Source organism: Dyella sp., from assembly GCF_035685805.1.
Taxonomy (GTDB): domain Bacteria; phylum Pseudomonadota; class Gammaproteobacteria; order Xanthomonadales; family Rhodanobacteraceae; genus Dyella_A.
This window is the reverse complement of the sequence record NZ_DASSAB010000017.1, coordinates 60,234-78,960: the sequence shown is the minus strand read 5'-3', so window position 1 is coordinate 78,960 and position 18,727 is coordinate 60,234. Positions and strand designations below refer to the sequence as shown.

The window sequence follows — 18,727 nt, the reverse complement described above, 5'->3', positions numbered from 1 at the left end:
CGGCTCAGAAGCCGGCCACCCCCGCCGCATGCAACCGGGCCGCCAGGGCGGCCACGTCGTGGTGATGGAAGAACGCGTGCAGACGGCGCGCGCGCACGGGCCCGACCCCATCGGCAACGCGCCAGTCCGCTTCGGTGCGCGTGGCCAGCGTGGTCCAGTCCGGCCGTGAGGCGGCACCCAGTGGCGGTGGCGCGAGCGCGGTCAGCCAGCGGACGAAGCCACGCGCACGGGCACGGGCGAAGCCATGCGCCAGCGCCGTCGCGCGCGCTGCGCCAATGCCCTCCACCGCGGCCAGGCGGGCTGGCGTGAGATCCATCCAGTCGAGCAGACCCCGCACCAGGCCGGCATCGATCAGCCGTTGCCAGGCGGCCTCGCCCATGCCGTCGATGTCCAGGCCGCGACGCCCGCCCAGCCACACCAGCCGCGCGAGAAACTGCCGCCGGCACCCGGCCACCGGATGCCAGCAGTCCAGCGCGCCGTGGCGTGCCACCGGCACCGATACCGGCGCACGCTCGCGCGTGCGCCAGATCACGCCGTCGAAGCGCGGGATCGTCAGCCCGGCCAGCGACACGCTGACCTGATCGCCGGGGCGCGCGTCCACCTCGCGCCAGCGCGCCAGCGTACCGACGCTGACCCGCTGCACGCGGTGGTCATCGAGCACCACCGGCTCCAGTTGCAGCACGACGCTGACGCGGCCTGAGCGGCCGACGCGAAAATCGACCGCGCGCACGGTCGCCAGCGCCCGCGCCGCGGGGAATTTCCAGGCGACCGCCCAGGCCGGCGGACTCGCCTGCCAGCCCTCCGGGTCCGGGCGGCGACCTTCGCGTAGCACCACGCCATCGGCCGCAAAGGGCAGCGCCTGGCGATACCAGCGCGCGCGCCAGTGCTCCACGTCGGCCATCGTGTGCACGGGCCGGGTCAGCGCGGCGCTGTCGGCCAGGCCCATGGCGCGCAGCCCGGCCAGTCGCTGGTCCATGCCGCGGGGCCCGCTGGGCCAATCCCACACGAACAGGCCGATCCGCGCCGCGCTGGCCGCGTCCAGCGTGTCGCGCGCCATGGCACCGGCTACTTTCGAGCGCGCATTGCTGCCGCCGTCGGTGGCCTGCACGTGGCCGGGCAGCCGCCACACCAGCTCGCCCTGCAGCACCACGCGCGCGGGCGCCTGCGGCAGGGTCGGCGGGATCGCCGCGATCTGTCGGGCCGCGTGGGTCCAGTCGGTGCCGTGCACGCCGTCGCCGCGGCTGACCGCCTGGCGCAGCGCGCCGTGTTCGTACAGCAGGGTCACCGCCACGCCGTCGGCCTTGGGCTGGATCCACACATCGCGGCCGAGCCGTGCTTGCAGCCAATCGCGTACGGCAGCGGCGTCGGCCAGCTTGGCCAGGCCGGTCTGCACCACCGGCGCCCGCGCGCTGCCGCCGGCATCGGCCAGATGCGCCAGCGCAGGCGGCGCCTGGCGCGGAAAACACGTCTGCCAGGCCTGCAACCGGGCCAGCGCCTGATCGTAGATGGCGTCCTCTACCGGCACCGTACCCTGCACCCGATACGCGTGGTTCCATTCCGCCAGCTGGTCATGCAGCGCGCCCATTTCGCTGCGCGCCTGCGCGGCGGTCCATGCCGGACAGGCGGCCGCGGCGGCCGGACGGACGCTGGCCGCGAGAACCCAGCCGAGCGTGATGATCAGCCATCCATGGCGCATGTGCAGTGCTCCCCGGCGCGGTGTGCGCCTTCCGCCCCACAGCATGGAAAACCACCGCGGGCGGTCCAGCCGGGGCGCTGCGCGCCTCGCCGTCAGCCGCAGCGCCCGCGCCACGCGGGCAACCGCCCACACCCGTGCTGCGCGCGCCTCGCGTTTGCCTAAAGCTTGATCGTGGTCTGGCCATCCGCGCGGCCGCCGGGGCCGAACCGGCGCTCGATCATCATCACGTGCCCGTCGTGGCCGATCGCCACGAGCGTGCTGGCGCGGGTGCCGTAGGTCTCGCCGCGGATGAAGGCCGACGACAGCCACCGCTCCCGCTCGTGTCCGATCCCGGTGTCGGGCAGCGCGTGATCCGGCGCCGGCTGTTCATCGGCCAGCGCCGCGAACAGCGGCTCGAAATCATCGCCGTGTGCTTCGTCCAGCCAGGCCTGCAGCCGTGCGATCAGGGTGCGGGTCTTCGGCCACGGCGTATTGAAATCCGCGTTCGACAAGCCGTGGAGGCCCGGCGCAACCCGCTGCTGACGCGGTTGTGGCCGGTTGCCGAGATAGAACGCAGCGCCGGCATCGAACGTCAGCAGGTTGAACGGCCGGTAGTGCGCGGCATCGCGCAGCAGCCGGTCGGCGTGCACCGCCGCGGCATCGGACCCGGCGAGGTAGTCCAGCGCCAGCAGTCCGCGCGAACGCCCCAGCTGCGGGTCGCGTGGGTCGCGCACATTGGTCACCACGCAGCAGCGTCCGTCGGCGGCTGCCCCCAGCCAGGTGCCGCCAGCCTCCAGATCGCGGCCGGCCGCCAGCGTCGTATCCGGCCAGCGCGCCAGCGGAGCCGCCGGGCGCGCATGGTATTCGTCGCGGTTGCCCAGCAACAGCAGTCGCCAGCGCGGATGCGCCTGCCAGGCAAACGCGATCAGGCACATGCCAACCGCCTGCGGTGGCGCACGTCGTCGGGTCGGCGGTGCGGAAAAGTCTCGTTCATGGCTACGCAGCTCCGTGGGACGCGCGCCGACACGCGCCGATCAAGACGCACGCCGGGTACGGGATGCCCATGCTAGGGGCCAAACGCATGGGTCGGAAAGTCGCCGGCCGGTGCCGCTGCAACGATGCCGTTGATGGCAACGCGCCGCCGCAGCGCGGGGGCGACCCTTTCACCGCCCCGGCGGCTGCCGCACACTGCGCGGCGTCACCCGCTGGCGCCGGAGGTTGCCATGCCTACGATCCGATATCCCGCCATGCTGCTGGCGGCCGCCTGCATCACCGCCTTCGGCGCAGCGCACGGACAGCAGACCGATGCATGGCGCCATGCGCAGGTGGAAGCGGCCGAGCATTCCGAGCGGATCATGGCCGAGGCGCAAAAGCGCCGGACGCTGCTGGCAAGCTACCGGGTGATGATGGACGCGGCGACGAGCGCCGCGCCCGACGAGCGCGCCTTCAACGTGATCTTCAGCCAGTACCTGAGCTGGTACCAGACCTACGTGGGCGATTACCCCAACGCGCAGCTGAGCTACTCGATTGCGCAGCCGATGCAGCCGGGCGATGCCGCCTCGCCACTGGCCGACGGGTACCACCCGGTTGCCGCGATCGACGCCGTCGCACGGCTGGCGCGCGATCGACGCGTAGTGCTGCTCAACGAAGCCCACAACGTGCCGCTGACGCGCTCGCTGACGGTGCCGCTGCTGGCGAAGTTGCGTGCCGAGGGGTTCAACTATTTCGCGGTGGAGACGCTCTACGGCGACGACCATGCGTTGTCCGAACGCGGCTATGCCACCGCCGACAGCGGTTTCTACACGCGCGAGCCGATCTATGCCGAGATGGTGCGCACGGCGCTGGCGCTGGGCTTCACGGTGGTCGCCTACGAGTCCGATCAGCCCGGCACGGCCGATGCGCGCGAACGCATGCAGGCGCGCAACCTCTACGAGCGCGTGTTTCGCCGCGACCCGAAAGCGCGGCTGGTGGTGAACGCGGGCTACGCGCACATCCAGGAGCAGGGGGCCTACCTTGGCGGCCGCAGCATGGCGCAGTACCTGCAGCAGCTGGACGACATCGACGCGCTGACGGTGGAGCAGACGATGATGATCCCGCATCCGCAAGCGGCGCAGGACCACCCTTGGTACAGCGCCGTCATGGCCACTGCCCATCCGGACCAGCCGTTCGTCTTCACCGACACCCAGGGTCGCCCGTGGTCGTTGCGCACGGGCTACGACGTCAGCGTGTTCTTCCCGCCCCCGCGCATGCGGCGTGAGCGGCCGGGCTGGCTCACGCTCGGGGGGCTGCGCCGGCCCTACTTCATCAGTGGCGACACCCTGTGCGGCGCGCGCTGGCCCTGCCTGGTGGAGGCGCTGCCAGCGGCCGAAGGCGACGATGCGGTGGCGGCCGATCGCGTACTGTTTGATCCGCCCCCGAACCCGCCGCCGCTGCACGACCGGGTTCGGCCGCTGCGCGGCGCCACCGCCAGCGAGCTGTACCTGCGCCCGGGCGACTACCGGCTGCGCGTGGTGGGCGGCGACGGACGGATCTCGGAGAGCCAGAACGTGCGCGTGCCGCCGGGCTGAGCGTTCAGGCCACCGCGGCGGCGTGGGCAGCCGGCTGCGCCGCCAGCATCCGAACGATCGAGCCGGCCGCCTCGCGCCCGTCGTAGACGGCGCGCACCACCAGGTCGGCGCCGCGCACGTTGTCGCCGCCGGCGAAAATCTGCGGGTGGGTGGTCTGGTGCGGCAGCGCGCCGTGTTCGCCGGTGATCACGCGCCCGGAGCGATGCAGTTCGACGCCGTGCGCCTTCAGCCAGTCCGGCGGGCTGGGCAGGAAGCCGAACGACTGGATCACCACGTCCGCCTCGATCTCCACCTCGGTCCCCGCCACGTTCTGCGGTCGACGGCGACCGTGGCCATCGTCGACCAGCTCGGTGGCGATCAGCCGCACGCCGCGCACGTGCCCCGCCTCGTCGCCCAGGATGGCCAGCGGCTGGCGATGAAACACGAACTGCACGCCTTCCTCCCGGGCATGTTTCACCTCGCGCGCCGAGCCCGGCATGCTCGCCTCGTCGCGGCGGTAGACACAACTCACCGCCGATGCGCCCAGACGCACCGCCGTGCGCACGCAATCCATGCCGGTATCGCCGCCGCCCATCACCACCACCCGCTTGCCGGCCAGATCGATCGGCGAGGGCTCGTTGCGCAGCAGCCGCTCGGTGTTGGCGATCAGGAACGGCAGCGCGTCGTGCACGCCGTGCAGCGCGCGCCCGGGCAGCTGCCCGTCTACGTAGGTGTAGGCACCGGTGCCCACGAACACCGCGTCGTAGCTGTCCAGCAGCTGGCCGAACTCGACGTCGCGGCCGACCTCGCGACCCAGGTGGAACACCACGCCCATCTCCTCCAGCACACCGCGGCGGATCCGGATCACGTCCTTTTCCAGCTTGAACGGCGGAATGCCAAAGGTGAGCAGGCCGCCGATTTCGCTCTGGCGGTCGTACACGTCGGCGGCGATGCCGGCGCGGCGCAGCCGATCGGCGCAGGACAATCCGGCCGGGCCGGCGCCGATGATCGCCACGCGCTGGCCGGTCTCCCTGACGTGGCTCAGGTCCGGACGCCAGCCCTGGCGCAGCGCCTCGTCGGTGATCCAGCGCTCGATGCTGCCGATGGTGACCGAGCCGAACGCGGTCTGCTCCAGCGTGCAGGCGCCTTCGCACAGGCGATCCTGCGGGCAGATGCGGCCGCAGATCTCCGGCAGCGGGTTGGTCTCGTGCATCAGCGTGGCCGCTTCCATGATGCGGCCGTCCTGCACCAGCTTGAGCCAGTTCGGAATGTAGTTGTGCACCGGGCAGGCGTGCTCGCAATACGGGTTGCCGCAGTCGATGCAGCGCTCCGCCTGGCTGCCGGCATCCTTGGGCACGAAGTCGCCGGAGATTTCGCCGAAGCCCAGCACGCGCACGTTCACCGGCACCGTGCGGGGCGGCTGTCGGGGCAGGTTGAGAAACTGGAAGGTCTTGTCGGTCATGCGCGGTTCCTGCGGCCGAGGTCCATCGCGGCCACGCCGCCTGATGTATCGGAAATACCGGGCGTCAAGCCCGCGGAAGCGGGCATCCATTGTGCCGGGGAGCCAAGGCGGAGAATGGATGACCGGCAATCGCCGTTGAAGAGCACCTCCCGCTTTCGCGGAAATGACGGCGCGCTGGGGGCGCGCAGAAGCAACGTTCGCTTCTCGCTCATGCCGCGCTCCGCAGCTCGTCGGCCAGCGCCGCCAGGCTCGCCGCCTTCGGCTTCACCAGCCAGAACTTGTACTGCAGGCCGCGGAAGTCACGCAGGATCTGCCGGCCCCACTCGCTGTGGGTGTACTCCACATGCCGCGTCACCAGCTGGCGCAGGTGCTGCATGTAGTTCTCCATGCCTTCGGGCGAAATGCGCAGGATGTCGACCAGCTCGTGGTTGTAGCAGTCGACGAAATCGCGCTCGAGGTCCAGCACGTAGGCGAAGCCGCCGGTCATGCCCGCACCGAAGTTGAGGCCCACCTTGCCCAGCACCGCCACCACGCCGCCGGTCATGTACTCGCAGCAGTGGTCGCCGGCACCCTCCACCACCGCCAGCGCGCCGGAGTTGCGCACGGCGAAGCGCTCGCCGGCGCGTCCGGCGGCGAACAGCTCGCCGTCGGTGGCGCCGTACAGGCAGGTGTTGCCGATGATTGCCGCATCCTGGCTGGCGAAGGGCGAATCCGCCGGCGGCCGCACGATGATGCGGCCGCCGGCCATGCCCTTGCCGACGCCGTCGTTGGCCTCGCCGACCAGGTCGATATGCACGCCGCCGGCGTTCCAGGCACCCAGGCTCTGCCCGGCCGCGCCGGTGAGCCTGAGCAGGATCGGCGATGCGTCCATGCCGTGATCGCCGTACAGCCGGGCGATGTCGCCGGACAGTCGCGCGCCGATCGCCCGGTCGGTGTTGGCGATGGGGTACTCGAAGGTGCCGCCGAGTTTGCGCGTCACGGCTTCATCCGCATCGGCGCTGATCCGCGAGGCCAGCGCGGCGGGATCGCGCATCGGATTGCGCGCGAGCGTGCAGGCCGCATCGACGTTGGCGCCGAGCTGCTCGCCGAGCAGCGGACGCAGGTCGAGCCGGTGCTGCACCGGCGTGGTGCCCTCGAGCTGCTGCAGCAGATCGGTGCGGCCGATGATCTCGGCCAGCGAGCGCACGCCGAGCTGCGCCAGCTGCCCGCGCACGTCATCGGCGACAAAGCGGAAGTAGTTCATCACCATCTCGGGCAGGCCGATGAAGTGATCGCGACGCAGCACCGGGTGCTGCGTGGCCACGCCGGTGGCGCAGTTGTTGAGGTGGCAGATGCGCAGGTACTTGCAGCCCAGCGCGACCATCGGGCCGGTGCCGAAGCCGAAGCTCTCCGCGCCCAGCATCGCCGCCTTGATCACGTCCAGGCCGGTCTTCAGGCCGCCGTCGGTCTGCAGCCGCACGCGCCCGCGCAGGTCGTTGCGACGCAGGGTCTGCTGGGTCTCGGCCAGGCCGAGTTCCCACGGCGTGCCGACGTACTTGATCGAAGTGAGCGGGCTGGCGCCGGTGCCGCCGTCGTGGCCGGACACGGTGATGAGATCCGCGCCGGCCTTGACCACGCCTGCGGCGACGGTGCCCACGCCGGCGTGCGAGACCAGCTTCACCGAGATCAATGCGCCGGGATTCACTTCCTTCAGGTCGTGGATCAGCTCGGCCAGGTCCTCGATCGAATAGATGTCGTGGTGCGGCGGCGGCGAGATCAGGCCGATGCCCGGCTTGGCGTAACGCAGCCGGGCGATGGTGGCGTCCACCTTGTGTCCGGGGAGCTGGCCGCCCTCGCCCGGCTTGGCGCCTTGGGCCACCTTGATCTGCAGCACCTCGGCGTTGACCAGGTAGTGCGGGGTGACGCCGAAACGGCCGGACGCGACCTGCTTGATCTTGGACATCTTCTCGGTGCCGTAGCGCGCCGGATCCTCGCCGCCCTCGCCCGAATTGGAGCGCGCGCCGAGCCGGTTCATCGCCGTGGCCAGCGCCTCGTGCGCTTCCGGCGACAGCGCGCCGAGCGACATGCCGGCGGAGTCGAAGCGCTTGAGGATCACCTCGATCGGCTCGACCTCGTCCAGCGGCACCGGCGCACCGGCCGGCTGCGGGCCGAGCAGGTCGCGCAGCGCCGACGGCGGGCGGTGGTCGACGTGGTCGGCGTAGCTGCGGTAGTCCTGCGCGCTGCCGCTGCGCACGGCCAGCTGCAGGCTGGCGATCACGTCCGGGTTGTACATGTGGTACTCGCCGCCGTGCATGTACTTGTACAGGCCACCGGCGCGCAGCGGCAGCGCCTCGTCCCAGGCTTCGGCCGCCAGCAGGCGCTGGTCGTGTTCCAGGTCGGCGAAGGTGGCGCCGCCGATGCGCGAGGGCGTGCCGGGGAAGCACAGTTCCACCACCTCCTTCGACAGCCCGACGATCTCGAACAGCTGCGCGCCGCGGTAGCCGGCGATGGTCGAGATGCCCATCTTGGAGAGGATCTTCAGCAGGCCCTTGCGGATGCCGCGCCGGTAGCTGCGGCCGACCTCGGCGCGATCGCTGGCGATGTGTCCCTCGCGGCCCAGCTCGAACAGGCTCTGGTAGGCCAGCCACGGGTAGATCGCGGTGGCGCCGAAGCCGATCAGGCAGGCGAACTGGTGCGGATCGCGCGGAGTGGCAGTCTCCACGATGATGTTGCACTGGCAGCGCAGGCCTTCGTCGATCAGGTGTGCGTGCACGGCGCCGACGGCGAGCAGCGCGTGGATCGGCAGCGTGTCCCGCTGCGGATAGCGGTCGCTGAGGAACACCAGCACCTGGCCCTCGCGCACTGCCTGCGCGGTGTCGCGGCAGAGGCGATGCAGCGCCTGCTCGAGGCCTTCCTCGTGCGCGTACATCAGGTCGAAGCGCGGGGTGCCGGCGAACTGCGGCAGCGCCAGCAGCTGGCGCAGCTTGCGCTGCGACAGCAGCGGCGAATTGATCAGCGTCTGCTTCGCGTTCTCGGCCTTGAGCTCGAGCACGTTGCCCTCGGGGCCGAGCTGGGTCACCAGCGACATCACCAGCTTTTCGCGCAGCGGGTCGATCGGCGGGTTGGTGACCTGCGCAAACGCCTGGCGGAAGCGGTCGAACAGCGGGCGCACCTGGCGCGACATCGCCGCGATCGGGGTGTCGTCGCCCATCGAGCCGGTCGCCTCCATTTCCAGGTCGGCCAGCGTCTTGAGCACCGACTCGCGCTCTTCGCGGGTCAGCCCGTACAGCTTCTGGTAGCGGTGCAGCTCGTCGGCCGGCAGCGGCTCGGCCGCCAGCGTCGGATCGATCAGATCGGACTCGAGGTAGCTCAGGCCCGCGCGGATCCAGTCGCGGAACGGCGCGCGGCGGCGGTTGATGGCGTCGATGTCGGCATCGCGCAGCAGGCGATGCGCCTGCAGGTCCACCGCGATCATCTCGCCCGGTGCCAGCCGCCCCTTGGCCAGGATCTGCGACGACGGCACGTCCCACAGCCCAGCCTCGGACGCGACGATCAGGTGGTTGTCGGCCGACAGCGCCCAGCGCGCGGGGCGCAGGCCGTTGCGGTCGAGCGTGCAGGCGGCGTAGTGGCCGTCGCACATCACCAGGCCAGCGGGCCCGTCCCACGGCTCGCTGTGCAGCGCGTAGTACTCGTAGAACGCGGCCAGGTCCTCGTCGATGCCCTCGCGTGCGGCGAATGCCGGCGGCACCAGCACGCGCATCGCGGTGAGCAGGTCCAGCCCGCCAGCGAGCAGCAGCTCGAGCGCGTTGTCCAGGCTTTCCGAATCCGAGCCGGTCTGGCTGACCAGCGGACCGAGGTCGGACAGGTCGAGCAGCGGCGAGTGCAGGATCGACTCGCGCGACTGCATCCAGCGCCGGTTGGCGCGGATGGTGTTGATCTCGCCGTTGTGCGCCAGCAGGCGGAACGGCTGCGCCAGCCGCCAGCGCGGCATGGTGTTGGTGGAGAAGCGCTGGTGGAACACGGCGGCGTCGGCGGCCAGCGCCGGGTGCCGCAGGTCCGGGTAGACCTCGCGCAGGCGGCCGGGGGCGGCCATCGCCTTGTAGCCGACTACCTCGGCCGACAGCGTCACCACGTAGAAATGGGCGTCCTCACGCAACGTGTGCTCGGTGCGCCGGCGCGCGCGGAACAGCGCGCGCTCGAAGGCCGCCGCCGCCATACCCTGCGCCGGTTCCACGAAGATCTGCCGCACGCGCGGCTGCGCCGCGGCGGCCAGCGGCCCGCACGCATCCGCCCGCACCGTCACCTCGCGCCAGCCCGCGGTCTCCAGCCCCTCCTCGCGCAGGTGGCGCTCCAGTTGCACCGCGGCGGCATCGCCGCCGGCCGGGTCCAGGAACACCAGCCCTGCGGCGAAGCATTCGCCCAGCGCGATGCCCGCCTCCTTGGCCAGCGCACGCAGCCACGACTGCGGTCGATGCAGCAGCATGCCGCAGCCGTCACCACTGATGCCGTCGGCATTCACCCCGCCACGGTGCGACAGCCGCCCCAGCGCGGCAAACGCCGTATCGACCACCCACGCGCTGGCGCGGCCGTCGATCTGGGCCACCAGGCCGAAGCCGCAGCTGTCGTGCTCGAAGCCGGGGTCGTACAGCGTTGCGTTGCCCGCTACCGTCATTACGTCACCTGGATTGCGCTGTGCAGCGATCAACCGCGGAGAAGCGGCTTGCTGCGAAGGGGAGCGCTTCGACTAGAGCACAGTTGCTGCGGCGCGTCAAAGAAAACGTATGGACGGCTATACTTCCAAGTGAAACTGATTGGCTCGGGGCGCATCATGCGCACGCCGCAGCGCGACGGACCGCGCCCGCGCGTGACCAGATCCCGTTCATCGTGCCTGTCGACCCAAACTACCGGACCGCCCGCCGGGTCACCTGCGACGCCGGGGAAGCAGCGCCGGCCTGCCGAAAGCCAGCGCGTGTGCCGCACCGTCGCGGCGGTGCCCGCGCTCGGGGATAATCGAGCCCATGCAGCCATCCCTCCGTTTCCGTTCCGCCTCCCGCTCCCTCCTTGTCCCGTTGCTGCTCGTGTGGCTGGGCGGCGGCACGCCGGCCTTCGCCCAGCAGAGCGCGCAGCAGAAGGTCGCAGCGCAGCAACGTCTGAATGACGTGCGCGAACGGATGGAGGCATTGGCAAAGGAGCAGGCCGACACCGCCAGTCGCCGCGACAGCGTCAACGCGGAGCTGGCGCGCCGGGCAAAGGCGCTGGCGGAGGCGGCCGGTGCCCTGCGTCGTTCCGAAGCCGAACTGACCGCCAAACAGCACGACCTGGACCAACTTCAGCAGCAGCGGCAGGAGATCCAGCACCGACTCGACGGCCAGCGGGCGGCCATCGCCGCCCTGCTGCGCGCCACCTATGCGCTGGGCAAGGGCTCGGACCTGCGCCTGCTGATGGGCGACGAGGACGTGAGTCGCATCGCGCGTGCGCTGGCCTACTCCCGGTACTTCCAGCAGGACCGGCTGAAGCGGGTCGAGCAGCTGATGGCCGACCTCACCCAGTTGCAGCAGGTGGAGGTGGCCATCACCGCCGAGCAGCAGGCACTGGAAGCCACCCGCGCCACCCAGGCCGAGCAGGCCAGGACGCTGGCGGCGCGCCGCGCCGAGCAGAAGAAACTCGCCGACAAGGTGGACGCCACCTATCAGGACGAGCGCGCGCGGCTGGCGGCGCTCAAGCAGAACGAGCAGTCCCTGACGTCGCTGGTGAGCAAGCTACAGGCGGCGATCGACGCGGCGGCCCGCGAGGCCGCGCGCAACGCCGCGCGCGATCATGGCGGTCGCACCAGCGCCGACCGCAGCAAGACCCCGTTGCTGGCGAACATCCGCAGCAACCTGCCCTGGCCCGCCAGCGGCGACGTGCACAATTACGGCAATGGCGTGTTGATCAAGGCGCCGGGCGGCAGCGACGTGCATGCCGTGGCGCGCGGCCGGGTCGTGTTCGCCGGCTTCCTGCGTGGCTACGGCATGCTGCTGATCCTCGATCACGGCGGTGGCTGGATGAGCATGTACGGCAACAACGAGGCGATCCTGCACCGGGTGGGCGACACCGTGGACGCGGGCGACACCGTAGGTACCGCGATGGCCCCGACCGGGGTCAACACCGGTGCCTACTTCGAGCTGCGCCAGCACAACAAGCCGGTGGACCCGCGCGGCTGGCTGGCCAGCCATCGTTGACGCCGCGCCCCGCCGCGCCGCAGGCTAGCGCGACCGCCCCGCGCGGCTGAATTCCCGCCGCTGCCTGCGGTCCAAGCGCCCGGCACACCTGCGCCACGCTCATCGCCACTCCGGAGTTGTCCCATGCGTTTGTCCCCCTACGGCCTGCTCGCACTGCTGCTGGCCAGCCCGTTGCTCCGCGCCCAGGACGCCCCCGCCACCGCCGCCAGCACCGCGCCCGCGCCGGCCGCTTCGGTGGCTGCCGCCGACACGGTGGACCTGGACGACATCCGCAATTTCAGCCGCGTGTACGAAGTGGTGCGCCAGGCCTATGTGGAGAAAGTGGACAACAAGACCCTGATGCGGGCGGCGATCAGCGGCATGCTCACCGGGCTGGATCCGCACAGCGAATATCTCGATAAGGATGGGCTGGCCGAACTCACCGAAGACACCACCGGCGCCTACAGCGGGCTGGGTATCGAGGTGATCGAGCAGGATGACGAGCTGCGCATCGTCTCGCCGATCGACGACACGCCTGCCGCGCGCGCCGGCATCAAGCCCGGCGACACCATCGTCAAGATCGATGGCAAGCCGGTCACCGCGGAGAACATCGACGCGATGTTCAAGGGCCTGCGCGGCGAACCCGGCAGCAAGGTCACGCTGACCATCGTGCACGACAAGAGCGACCAGCTGATCGACCTGCCGCTGGTGCGCGAGAAGATTTCCGTCACCAGCGTGCGCACCCGCGAGATCGAGCCCGGCTACGCGTACATCCGCATCAGCCAGTTCCAGGAGGACACCGCACCGGACCTGGAGAAGAAGCTCGCCGATCTGATTGCCCGCAAAGGCCAGCCCAAGGGCGCGGTGCTCGACCTGCGCTCCAACCCGGGCGGCCTGCTCACCGCGGCGGTCGCGGTGAGCGACGACCTGCTCGATGCCGGCACCATCGTCACCACGCGCGGCCGCCTCGCCGACGCCAACATGGACTTCAGCGCCCATCCGGGCGACCTGCTCAAGGGCGCGCCGCTGGTGCTGCTGGTGGACAACGGCACCGCGTCGGCGGCGGAGATCGTGTCCGGCGCACTGAAGGACAACCACCGTGCCCTGATCATCGGCAAACGCACCTTCGGCAAGGGCGTGGTGCAGACCGTGCTGCCGCTGGACGCCACCCACGCGGTGAAGATCACCACCGCGCGCTACTACACGCCCAGTGGCACCTCGATCCAGGCCGAAGGGATCAAACCGGACATCGCGCTGGCCGATCTCACCGTGAACAAGGCCGACAGCGGTCCGCAACTGATCACCTCCGAGGCGGACCTGAGCCACCACCTGGCCAACGAGGACGGCAGCGCAGCGAAGGACATCAACAACGACGGCAGCGCGGAGAACGCCACGCTGGCCACCCAGGACTATGCGCTGTCGCAGGCGCTCAACGTGCTCAAGGGGCTGGCGTTGAACCACGCGCCGGCTACGACCCCGCAGAAGCGTTGAGCCGCGGCAGCGCTCAGCGCTGCAGCTCGGGCACCAGCGCCCGCAGCCGGGCCGCCAGAGCCGCATCGTCCAGCAGGCGGAACCCGGCAAAGTCGAACGCCGGCGCCACCAGGCAGGTACACAAGGTGTAGGCGCCCAAGGAGCGGGCCGCCTGCCACGCACCCGCCGGCACCACCTGGATCGGCGCCGACGCGTCGTTCGGCGCCTCGGCCAGCGGGCCCAGCCGGCATCGGCGCAGCTGATCGTCGTCCGGCTGATAGATCAGCAGCTCCAGCGCCTCACCCTCGACGAAATGCCACGCCTCGTCGGCATCCACGCGATGCCACGCGCTGGACTCACCCGCCCGCAACAGAAAGTGGATCGCGCTGAGCGCCGGCCGCGTGCCGGCCGGGGCCGCCGAGGTGTGGATGCGCCGGTAATGACCGCCCTCCACATGCGGCACCAATCCCAGGCGCTCGATCAGTCGGCCCGCGCGCTCGGGACCAGGGCGCTCAACGGGCCTTGTCGGCATCCGCGCCGGGCTTGAGCAGCCACGCCACCGCCAGCACGCCGAGCTCGTAGAGCAGGCACATCGGCACGGCCAGCATGATCATCGAGGTGATGTCCGGCGGCGTGATGAAGGCGGCGATCGCGAAGGCACCGACAATGGCGTAGCGGCGACTGCTGCGCAGCTTCTCCAGGCTCACCGCGCCGATCGCCGCGAGGATCACCACCGCCACCGGCACTTCGAAGCAGAGCCCGAAGGCGAAGAACATCAGCATCACGAAATCGAGGTAGTGGGTGATGTCGGTCATCATCTCCACGCCCTCGGGCGTCACCGCGGCGAGGAACCGGAACGCCGCCGGCAGCACCAGGAAGTAGGCGAACGCGCAACCCATGTAGAACAGCACCAGCGCAGCGGCCAGCAGCGGCCGGGCCAGACGCTTCTCGTGCTTGTACAGGCCGGGGCTGACGAAGGCCCACAGCTGGTAGAGGATCATCGGCATGGCGATGAACAGCGCCACGTAGAACGCCAGCTTCAGCGGCGTGACGAACGGACTGGCCACTTCGGTGGCGATCAGATGAGCGCCCTGCGGCAGCCGCGCCACCAGCGGCGCGGCCAGCTCGGTATAGAGCCGGTTGGCCATCGGCACCAGCGCCAGCAACACCAGCAGCACGGTGACACTGGCGCGTACCAGCCGCGAGCGCAGCTCCAGCAGGTGCGAGAACAGGCCCTGCTGCAGGTCGCTTTCCAGCTCAGGCGTGGCCACGTGACACCTCATCCGGTGCGTCCGACTCATCCGCCTTCGGGGCGGGGGCGGGGGCGTTGACTGGGGCCGACGTTGCCGGGGCGGCGGTGGCGGTCGCATCAGGGGCCGGCTGCACGCGGCGCTCCTCAGGCAGCGGACCGGTCATCAGCGGCGCGCTGCCCGGTTCGCCTGCGGCGGTCGGCTCTTTCGCACCCAGCGCCGCGCCAACATCGGCAGACACCGCGCCGGTGGCGGTGCTGGCGGCGCGGTTGATCTGCGCCTGGGCCAGGTCGAGCTTGGCCTGCGCGGCCTCGGCCTGCGCCGCCGCCTCACGCGCGACGCGCCGGATCTCCTCGATCTCGAGCTCGCGCTCGACCTCCGCGCGCACGCTGTCCCAGCCGGCCCGCAGCCGACGCAGCAGGGTGCCGGCGGTACGCGCCGCGTGGGGAAGCTTCTCCGGGCCCAGCACGATCAACGCGATGATGGCCAGCAGCAGCAGCTTGCCGAAGCTGATCTCGATCATGGCCGCACGTCGCCGACGTGCTTACTTGGCGTCGCTGGAGTCGCGCTGACTCTGCGTGGTGCGCTCGGACGCGGGCGGCGGGTCGGCCTGCAGACGCTCTTCGGCCTGCTTGCGCTTGGCTTCTTCCTCGTCGCCGTTGAGACCCTTCTTGAAATCGCGCATGGCGCCACCGAGGTCGGCGCCCATGTTGCGCAGCTTGCCGGTGCCGAAGATCACCACAACCACGATAAGCAGGATGATGAGATGCCAGATGCTCATGAATGCCTCACATGCGAAACCGCTGCAAAGCGCGCCGCGACTGATACGGCGGCGCGCCTGGATCAGTGCGCAGTGTACTCCTCCAGCCGGTCGCGGAAGTCGACCACGGCGCCGGGCACGTTGCTCACGCCGCCTTCGAAGATGCGTCGCGGCGTGATGCCCGCACCGTAGACCGACGCATTGGCGTCGTAGTCGATGCGCAGCGCCGAGCCGTCCAGCGCCACCCCGGCAAACAGGCCGCGGGCCCGCGAGTAGGAGTAGATCTCTGCCTTGAACTGCCCATCGGTGGAGGCACTGGCATTGCGCCCGACCGGGCCAGCCGCGGCGGCTGCGTCCGCGCCCAGGGTGAACTTGCCGTTGACGATCGAATCCACGCCGCGCTGGGTGCGGAACACCAGCACCACGTCGGTCGAGGACACGCCGATCTGGAAGCCCACGCTGCCGCCGGTCATCGTGATGAAGCTGGGATTGGACCAGGTGCCATCGGCGGTCTTCACCGAGATCAGCCCCTCACCGCGGCGGCCGCCGAAGATGAAGCCGGCCTTGATCATGTCCGGAATCACGGCGATCGCTTTGGCGTCGCGCAACAGATCCTGCGGGATCGCCTTGTCCGGCGCCTGCATCACCTCGCTCAGTACGCGCACCGCGTTCTGGGCGCGCGTGAGCGGCGGATCCTCGGCTTGGGCGGCCATGGCCGGCAGCAGAAGGATCAATCCAAGCAGCGACCAGCGACGCAGGGGGGCTTTGAACATGGCAGGCTCCGAACAGGCAGGAAAAGTCAGATAACGTGGCTGGGGGCAGTGCGACATTGCGTGCGGCCAAGCCAGCGTGGCGGCCTGTGGCAGACTGATCGGCCTTGTGACCGACCGATGCCGACGCCCATGAGCAGCAACTATACCGGCCTGGCCGGGTATGCCCACGACCAGAGCGCCAAGGCTGGCGTACTGCTGGTGAACCTCGGCACACCGGAGGCACCCACCGCCCGCAAGGTGCGCCCTTATCTGGCGCAGTTCCTGGGCGACCCGCGGATCATCGAACTGCCGCGCTGGCTGTGGCGACTGATCCTGCACGGGGTGATCCTGCGCATTCGCCCGAAGCGCTCGGCGCACGCCTACGCGCGCATCTGGACCGAGCAGGGTTCGCCGCTGCGCACCGGCAGCGAGGCGCTGATGCGGGCGCTGCAGACGGAGCTTGCCGCGCGCCGGCCTGGCCCGATCAAGGTCGAACTGGCGATGCGCTACGGCGAGCCGTCGGTGCGCCGGCAGATCGAGAAAATGCAGCGCGAGGGCGTGCGCCGGCTGCTGGTGCTGCCGCTGTATCCGCAGTATTCGGCGACCTCCACCGGCTCGGTGATCGACGCGGTGGCCGACACGCTGAAAGTGCTGCGCTGGCCGCCGGAGCTGCGCCTGATCAACGACTACCACGACGACCCGGCGCACATCGAGGCGCTGGCGAAAAGCATCGAGGCGTTCTGGGCCGAGCGCGGCCGCGGCGACAAGCTGCTGCTGTCCTTCCACGGCATTCCCGAGCGCTACCTGCGCGCGGGCGACCCGTATTTCTGCCAGTGCCACGCCACCGCGCGCCTGCTGCGCGAGCGGCTGGGGCTGGAGGCCGGACAGATCCTCACCAGCTTCCAGTCGCGCGTGGGCCGCGAGCGCTGGCTGCATCCGTACACCGACGAGACGGTGAAGCAGCTGGCGAAGGACGGCGTCCGCAAGCTGGACGTGGTTTCGCCAGGCTTCGCCGTGGACTGCCTGGAGACGCTGGAAGAAATCGCCATGCAGAACCGCGAGTTCTTCCTCGAAGCGGGCGGCACCGACCTGCGCTACATCCCTGCGCTCAACGATTCGCCCGACCAGGTCAAGGCGATGGCCGACCTGGTGCTGCGCCACGCGCAGGGCTGGCCGGAATTTGCGCCGGACTACGATGCTGACGCAGCCCGCGCTCGCCAGCTCGCCGCCAAGGCCCGCGCCGATGCCATGCACGGACGCACCGGCTGAGCGCATGAGCGAACCGCGCGAACTTCGCCTCGATCTGCCCGCCCTGCAGCTGGCCGCACTCACCTGGGGCGACGACGACGCGCCGCCGCTGCTGGCCCTGCACGGCTGGCTGGACAATGCCGGCAGCTTTGCGCGGCTCGCGCCGTTGCTGGCTGTGCGCCATCGCGTGATTGCGCTGGATCTTCCCGGCCACGGCCACTCCGATCACCTGGGCGAGGGCGCCAGCTATCACTGGCCCGATTACGTACGCGCCGTACTCGGCGCGGTCGACGCGCTGGGGCTGGAACGCTACGTGCTGCTCGGTCACTCGCTGGGCGCCGGCATCGCCTCGATGGTGGCGGCCGCGCAACCGGAGCGGATCGACCGGCTGCTGCTGATCGAGGGCCTCGGCCTACTCGGCGACGATGGCACGCACACGCTGCAGCGCTTCCGCGACGGGCTCGCCACCGAGCCGGCCAGCAAACGCCTGCGTACCTTCGCCAGCATCGAGCAGGCGATCAGCGCGCGCACCCTGGCCAGCGGCCTGCCGGCCAGCCAGGCGCGGCCGATCATCGAACGCGCGCTGCGCGAGGCCGACGGCGGCTGGCAGTGGCGCAGCGACCCGCGCATCAACCGCCCCACCCCGCTGCGCCTGGCCGAAAGCCAGATCCACGCCCTGCTCGCCGGCATCGAGGCGCCGACCCGCCTGCTGCTGGCCGAGCCGGCCACTTCGTACCTGCCCAGCGCACCCATGCAGCGCCGCGCCGCGTGCGTGCGCGATATCCGCGTCACGCATATGGCCGGTGGGCATCACCTGCATCTGGAGCATGCGCAGGCGGTGGCGGAGTGGGCGCTGAGCGGAGGAGTGAGTGGAGGGGAGTGAGGAGCGAGAGGAGGCAACAGCCGCGTTTTCGCTCGGGCTTCGAATCTCTCCCTGCATGAGCCGATCGACGTACCGCATGCGCCCTGCGCCGACGCGGGAGCTGGGTAGTCAGGACCGTCGGGAGCGCCACCCGAGATAGGCAGTTATTAGCAAGGATGTGAGGAACATCGCGAGCGCCCACTCGCCATTCGCGCTCCTTGCTTCGTACGCCTGGGTTGATCGGACCATGGATTCGCCATCCACGGAAAGCTCCCACAGTTCGGGCTCGTTCCGCTCCACATAGCCGACCGTCACCATGCTGCCGGGTTTGATGGCCGCTTTCGACGCTTGGTAGAAAGGCAGGAAGCTCGCGTAAGCGAACTCCCGGCCGGAACCCTCGAGGTGGAAATGGATCGTCCGCGCGCGGCCTGCACGGACCTCCTCCACACCGGTGACCACGTCGGTAACATGCTCGAGCGCCGTGGGCATGGGCTCGATTGACTCTCTCCACCCATGGAAGGCA

At 70.3% G+C, this 18,727-nt stretch carries 16 protein-coding genes; 5 read left to right on the top strand and 11 right to left on the bottom strand.

Annotation, left to right across the window (positions count from 1 at the left end):
- Positions 1 to 4: 4 nt before the first annotated feature.
- Positions 5 to 1,696, bottom strand: a complete 1,692-nt coding sequence (gene ligB / locus VFG40_RS04045; protein ID WP_324895173.1) for an NAD-dependent DNA ligase LigB — start codon at positions 1,694 to 1,696, stop codon at positions 5 to 7.
- 158 nt (positions 1,697 to 1,854) lie between these two features.
- Positions 1,855 to 2,610: an NRDE family protein gene (locus tag VFG40_RS04040; RefSeq protein WP_324895171.1), complete on the bottom strand. Its 756-nt coding sequence runs from the start codon at positions 2,608 to 2,610 to the stop codon at positions 1,855 to 1,857.
- A gap of 288 nt (positions 2,611 to 2,898) precedes the next feature.
- Between VFG40_RS04040 and VFG40_RS04035 the strand changes: the two genes are divergently transcribed.
- Positions 2,899 to 4,242, top strand: coding sequence for a hypothetical protein (locus VFG40_RS04035; RefSeq protein WP_324895169.1), 1,344 nt, complete (start codon positions 2,899 to 2,901; stop codon positions 4,240 to 4,242).
- Between the two features lie 4 nt (positions 4,243 to 4,246).
- Here the strand turns inward: VFG40_RS04035 and VFG40_RS04030 are convergent, their stop codons facing one another.
- Genes VFG40_RS04030 through gltB form a run of 3 tightly spaced genes read right to left on the bottom strand, consistent with a single transcriptional unit; the run spans position 4,247 to position 10,334 of the window.
- Positions 4,247 to 5,683: a glutamate synthase small subunit GltD family protein gene (locus VFG40_RS04030; RefSeq protein ID WP_324895167.1), complete on the bottom strand. Its 1,437-nt coding sequence runs from the start codon at positions 5,681 to 5,683 to the stop codon at positions 4,247 to 4,249.
- Positions 5,680 to 5,895, bottom strand: a complete 216-nt coding sequence (locus VFG40_RS04025) for a hypothetical protein (protein WP_324895165.1) — start codon at positions 5,893 to 5,895, stop codon at positions 5,680 to 5,682. Before VFG40_RS04025 ends, VFG40_RS04030 begins: the two co-directional genes overlap by 4 nt.
- Entirely contained in the window at positions 5,892 to 10,334 is a 4,443-nt protein-coding gene (gene gltB, locus VFG40_RS04020; protein WP_324895163.1) for a glutamate synthase large subunit, read from the bottom strand. Before gltB ends, VFG40_RS04025 begins: the two co-directional genes overlap by 4 nt.
- 346 nt (positions 10,335 to 10,680) lie before the next feature.
- Between gltB and VFG40_RS04015 the strand changes: the two genes are divergently transcribed.
- Both VFG40_RS04015 and ctpA read left to right on the top strand, forming a co-directional pair.
- Positions 10,681 to 11,883: a murein hydrolase activator EnvC family protein gene (locus VFG40_RS04015; RefSeq protein WP_324895161.1), complete on the top strand. Its 1,203-nt coding sequence runs from the start codon at positions 10,681 to 10,683 to the stop codon at positions 11,881 to 11,883.
- Positions 11,884 to 12,006: 123 nt separating this feature from the next.
- Positions 12,007 to 13,353, top strand: a complete 1,347-nt coding sequence (ctpA, locus tag VFG40_RS04010) for a carboxyl-terminal processing protease CtpA (protein ID WP_324895159.1) — start codon at positions 12,007 to 12,009, stop codon at positions 13,351 to 13,353.
- Between the two features lie 13 nt (positions 13,354 to 13,366).
- Here ctpA and VFG40_RS04005 read toward each other — a convergent pair whose 3' ends face one another.
- The 5 genes from VFG40_RS04005 to VFG40_RS03985 form a co-directional block, all read right to left on the bottom strand.
- Positions 13,367 to 13,864, bottom strand: a complete 498-nt coding sequence (locus VFG40_RS04005; protein WP_324895157.1) for a cupin domain-containing protein — start codon at positions 13,862 to 13,864, stop codon at positions 13,367 to 13,369.
- Positions 13,845 to 14,603, bottom strand: coding sequence for a twin-arginine translocase subunit TatC (tatC, locus tag VFG40_RS04000; RefSeq protein ID WP_324895155.1), 759 nt, complete (start codon positions 14,601 to 14,603; stop codon positions 13,845 to 13,847). Before tatC ends, VFG40_RS04005 begins: the two co-directional genes overlap by 20 nt.
- Positions 14,590 to 15,105 (bottom strand): Sec-independent protein translocase protein TatB, encoded by a 516-nt coding sequence (gene tatB, locus VFG40_RS03995; RefSeq protein ID WP_324895153.1) that lies wholly within the window; start codon positions 15,103 to 15,105, stop codon positions 14,590 to 14,592. The genes tatC and tatB overlap by 14 nt, the downstream gene beginning before the upstream one ends.
- A 21-nt stretch (positions 15,106 to 15,126) precedes the next feature.
- Positions 15,127 to 15,363 (bottom strand): twin-arginine translocase TatA/TatE family subunit, encoded by a 237-nt coding sequence (locus VFG40_RS03990; RefSeq protein WP_324895151.1) that lies wholly within the window; start codon positions 15,361 to 15,363, stop codon positions 15,127 to 15,129.
- 62 nt (positions 15,364 to 15,425) lie between these two features.
- On the bottom strand, positions 15,426 to 16,115 hold the full coding sequence (locus VFG40_RS03985; protein WP_324895149.1) for a lipid-binding SYLF domain-containing protein: 690 nt from the start codon (positions 16,113 to 16,115) through the stop codon (positions 15,426 to 15,428).
- 129 nt (positions 16,116 to 16,244) lie between these two features.
- Here VFG40_RS03985 and hemH point away from each other — a divergent pair, with 129 nt between their 5' ends.
- Positions 16,245 to 17,363, top strand: coding sequence for a ferrochelatase (gene hemH, locus VFG40_RS03980; protein ID WP_324895147.1), 1,119 nt, complete (start codon positions 16,245 to 16,247; stop codon positions 17,361 to 17,363).
- 4 nt (positions 17,364 to 17,367) lie between these two features.
- A complete protein-coding gene (locus VFG40_RS03975; RefSeq protein WP_324895145.1) occupies positions 17,368 to 18,225 on the top strand; it encodes an alpha/beta fold hydrolase in 858 nt (285 codons plus the stop codon).
- 108 nt (positions 18,226 to 18,333) lie between these two features.
- Here the strand turns inward: VFG40_RS03975 and VFG40_RS03970 are convergent, their stop codons facing one another.
- The gene (locus VFG40_RS03970) at positions 18,334 to 18,693 is read right to left on the bottom strand and encodes a hypothetical protein (protein WP_324895143.1); all 360 of its coding nucleotides are present in this window, start codon (positions 18,691 to 18,693) and stop codon (positions 18,334 to 18,336) included.
- Positions 18,694 to 18,727: the final 34 nt, after the last annotated feature.

Coding starts and splice junctions, on each gene's coding strand:
- VFG40_RS03975 (WP_324895145.1), top strand. CDS start 17,368: ATGAGCGAACCGCGCGAACTTCGCCTCGATCTGCCCGCCCTGCAGCTG.
- ctpA (WP_324895159.1), top strand. CDS start 12,007: ATGCGTTTGTCCCCCTACGGCCTGCTCGCACTGCTGCTGGCCAGCCCG.
- VFG40_RS04030 (WP_324895167.1), bottom strand. CDS start 5,683: ATGACCGACAAGACCTTCCAGTTTCTCAACCTGCCCCGACAGCCGCCC.
- hemH (WP_324895147.1), top strand. CDS start 16,245: ATGAGCAGCAACTATACCGGCCTGGCCGGGTATGCCCACGACCAGAGC.
- VFG40_RS03970 (WP_324895143.1), bottom strand. CDS start 18,693: ATGCCCACGGCGCTCGAGCATGTTACCGACGTGGTCACCGGTGTGGAG.
- VFG40_RS04040 (WP_324895171.1), bottom strand. CDS start 2,610: ATGTGCCTGATCGCGTTTGCCTGGCAGGCGCATCCGCGCTGGCGACTG.
- VFG40_RS04015 (WP_324895161.1), top strand. CDS start 10,681: ATGCAGCCATCCCTCCGTTTCCGTTCCGCCTCCCGCTCCCTCCTTGTC.
- VFG40_RS04005 (WP_324895157.1), bottom strand. CDS start 13,864: ATGCCGACAAGGCCCGTTGAGCGCCCTGGTCCCGAGCGCGCGGGCCGA.
- VFG40_RS03990 (WP_324895151.1), bottom strand. CDS start 15,363: ATGAGCATCTGGCATCTCATCATCCTGCTTATCGTGGTTGTGGTGATC.
- VFG40_RS03985 (WP_324895149.1), bottom strand. CDS start 16,115: ATGTTCAAAGCCCCCCTGCGTCGCTGGTCGCTGCTTGGATTGATCCTT.
- tatB (WP_324895153.1), bottom strand. CDS start 15,105: ATGATCGAGATCAGCTTCGGCAAGCTGCTGCTGCTGGCCATCATCGCG.
- gltB (WP_324895163.1), bottom strand. CDS start 10,334: ATGACGGTAGCGGGCAACGCAACGCTGTACGACCCCGGCTTCGAGCAC.
- VFG40_RS04025 (WP_324895165.1), bottom strand. CDS start 5,895: ATGAGCGAGAAGCGAACGTTGCTTCTGCGCGCCCCCAGCGCGCCGTCA.
- ligB (WP_324895173.1), bottom strand. CDS start 1,696: ATGCGCCATGGATGGCTGATCATCACGCTCGGCTGGGTTCTCGCGGCC.
- VFG40_RS04035 (WP_324895169.1), top strand. CDS start 2,899: ATGCCTACGATCCGATATCCCGCCATGCTGCTGGCGGCCGCCTGCATC.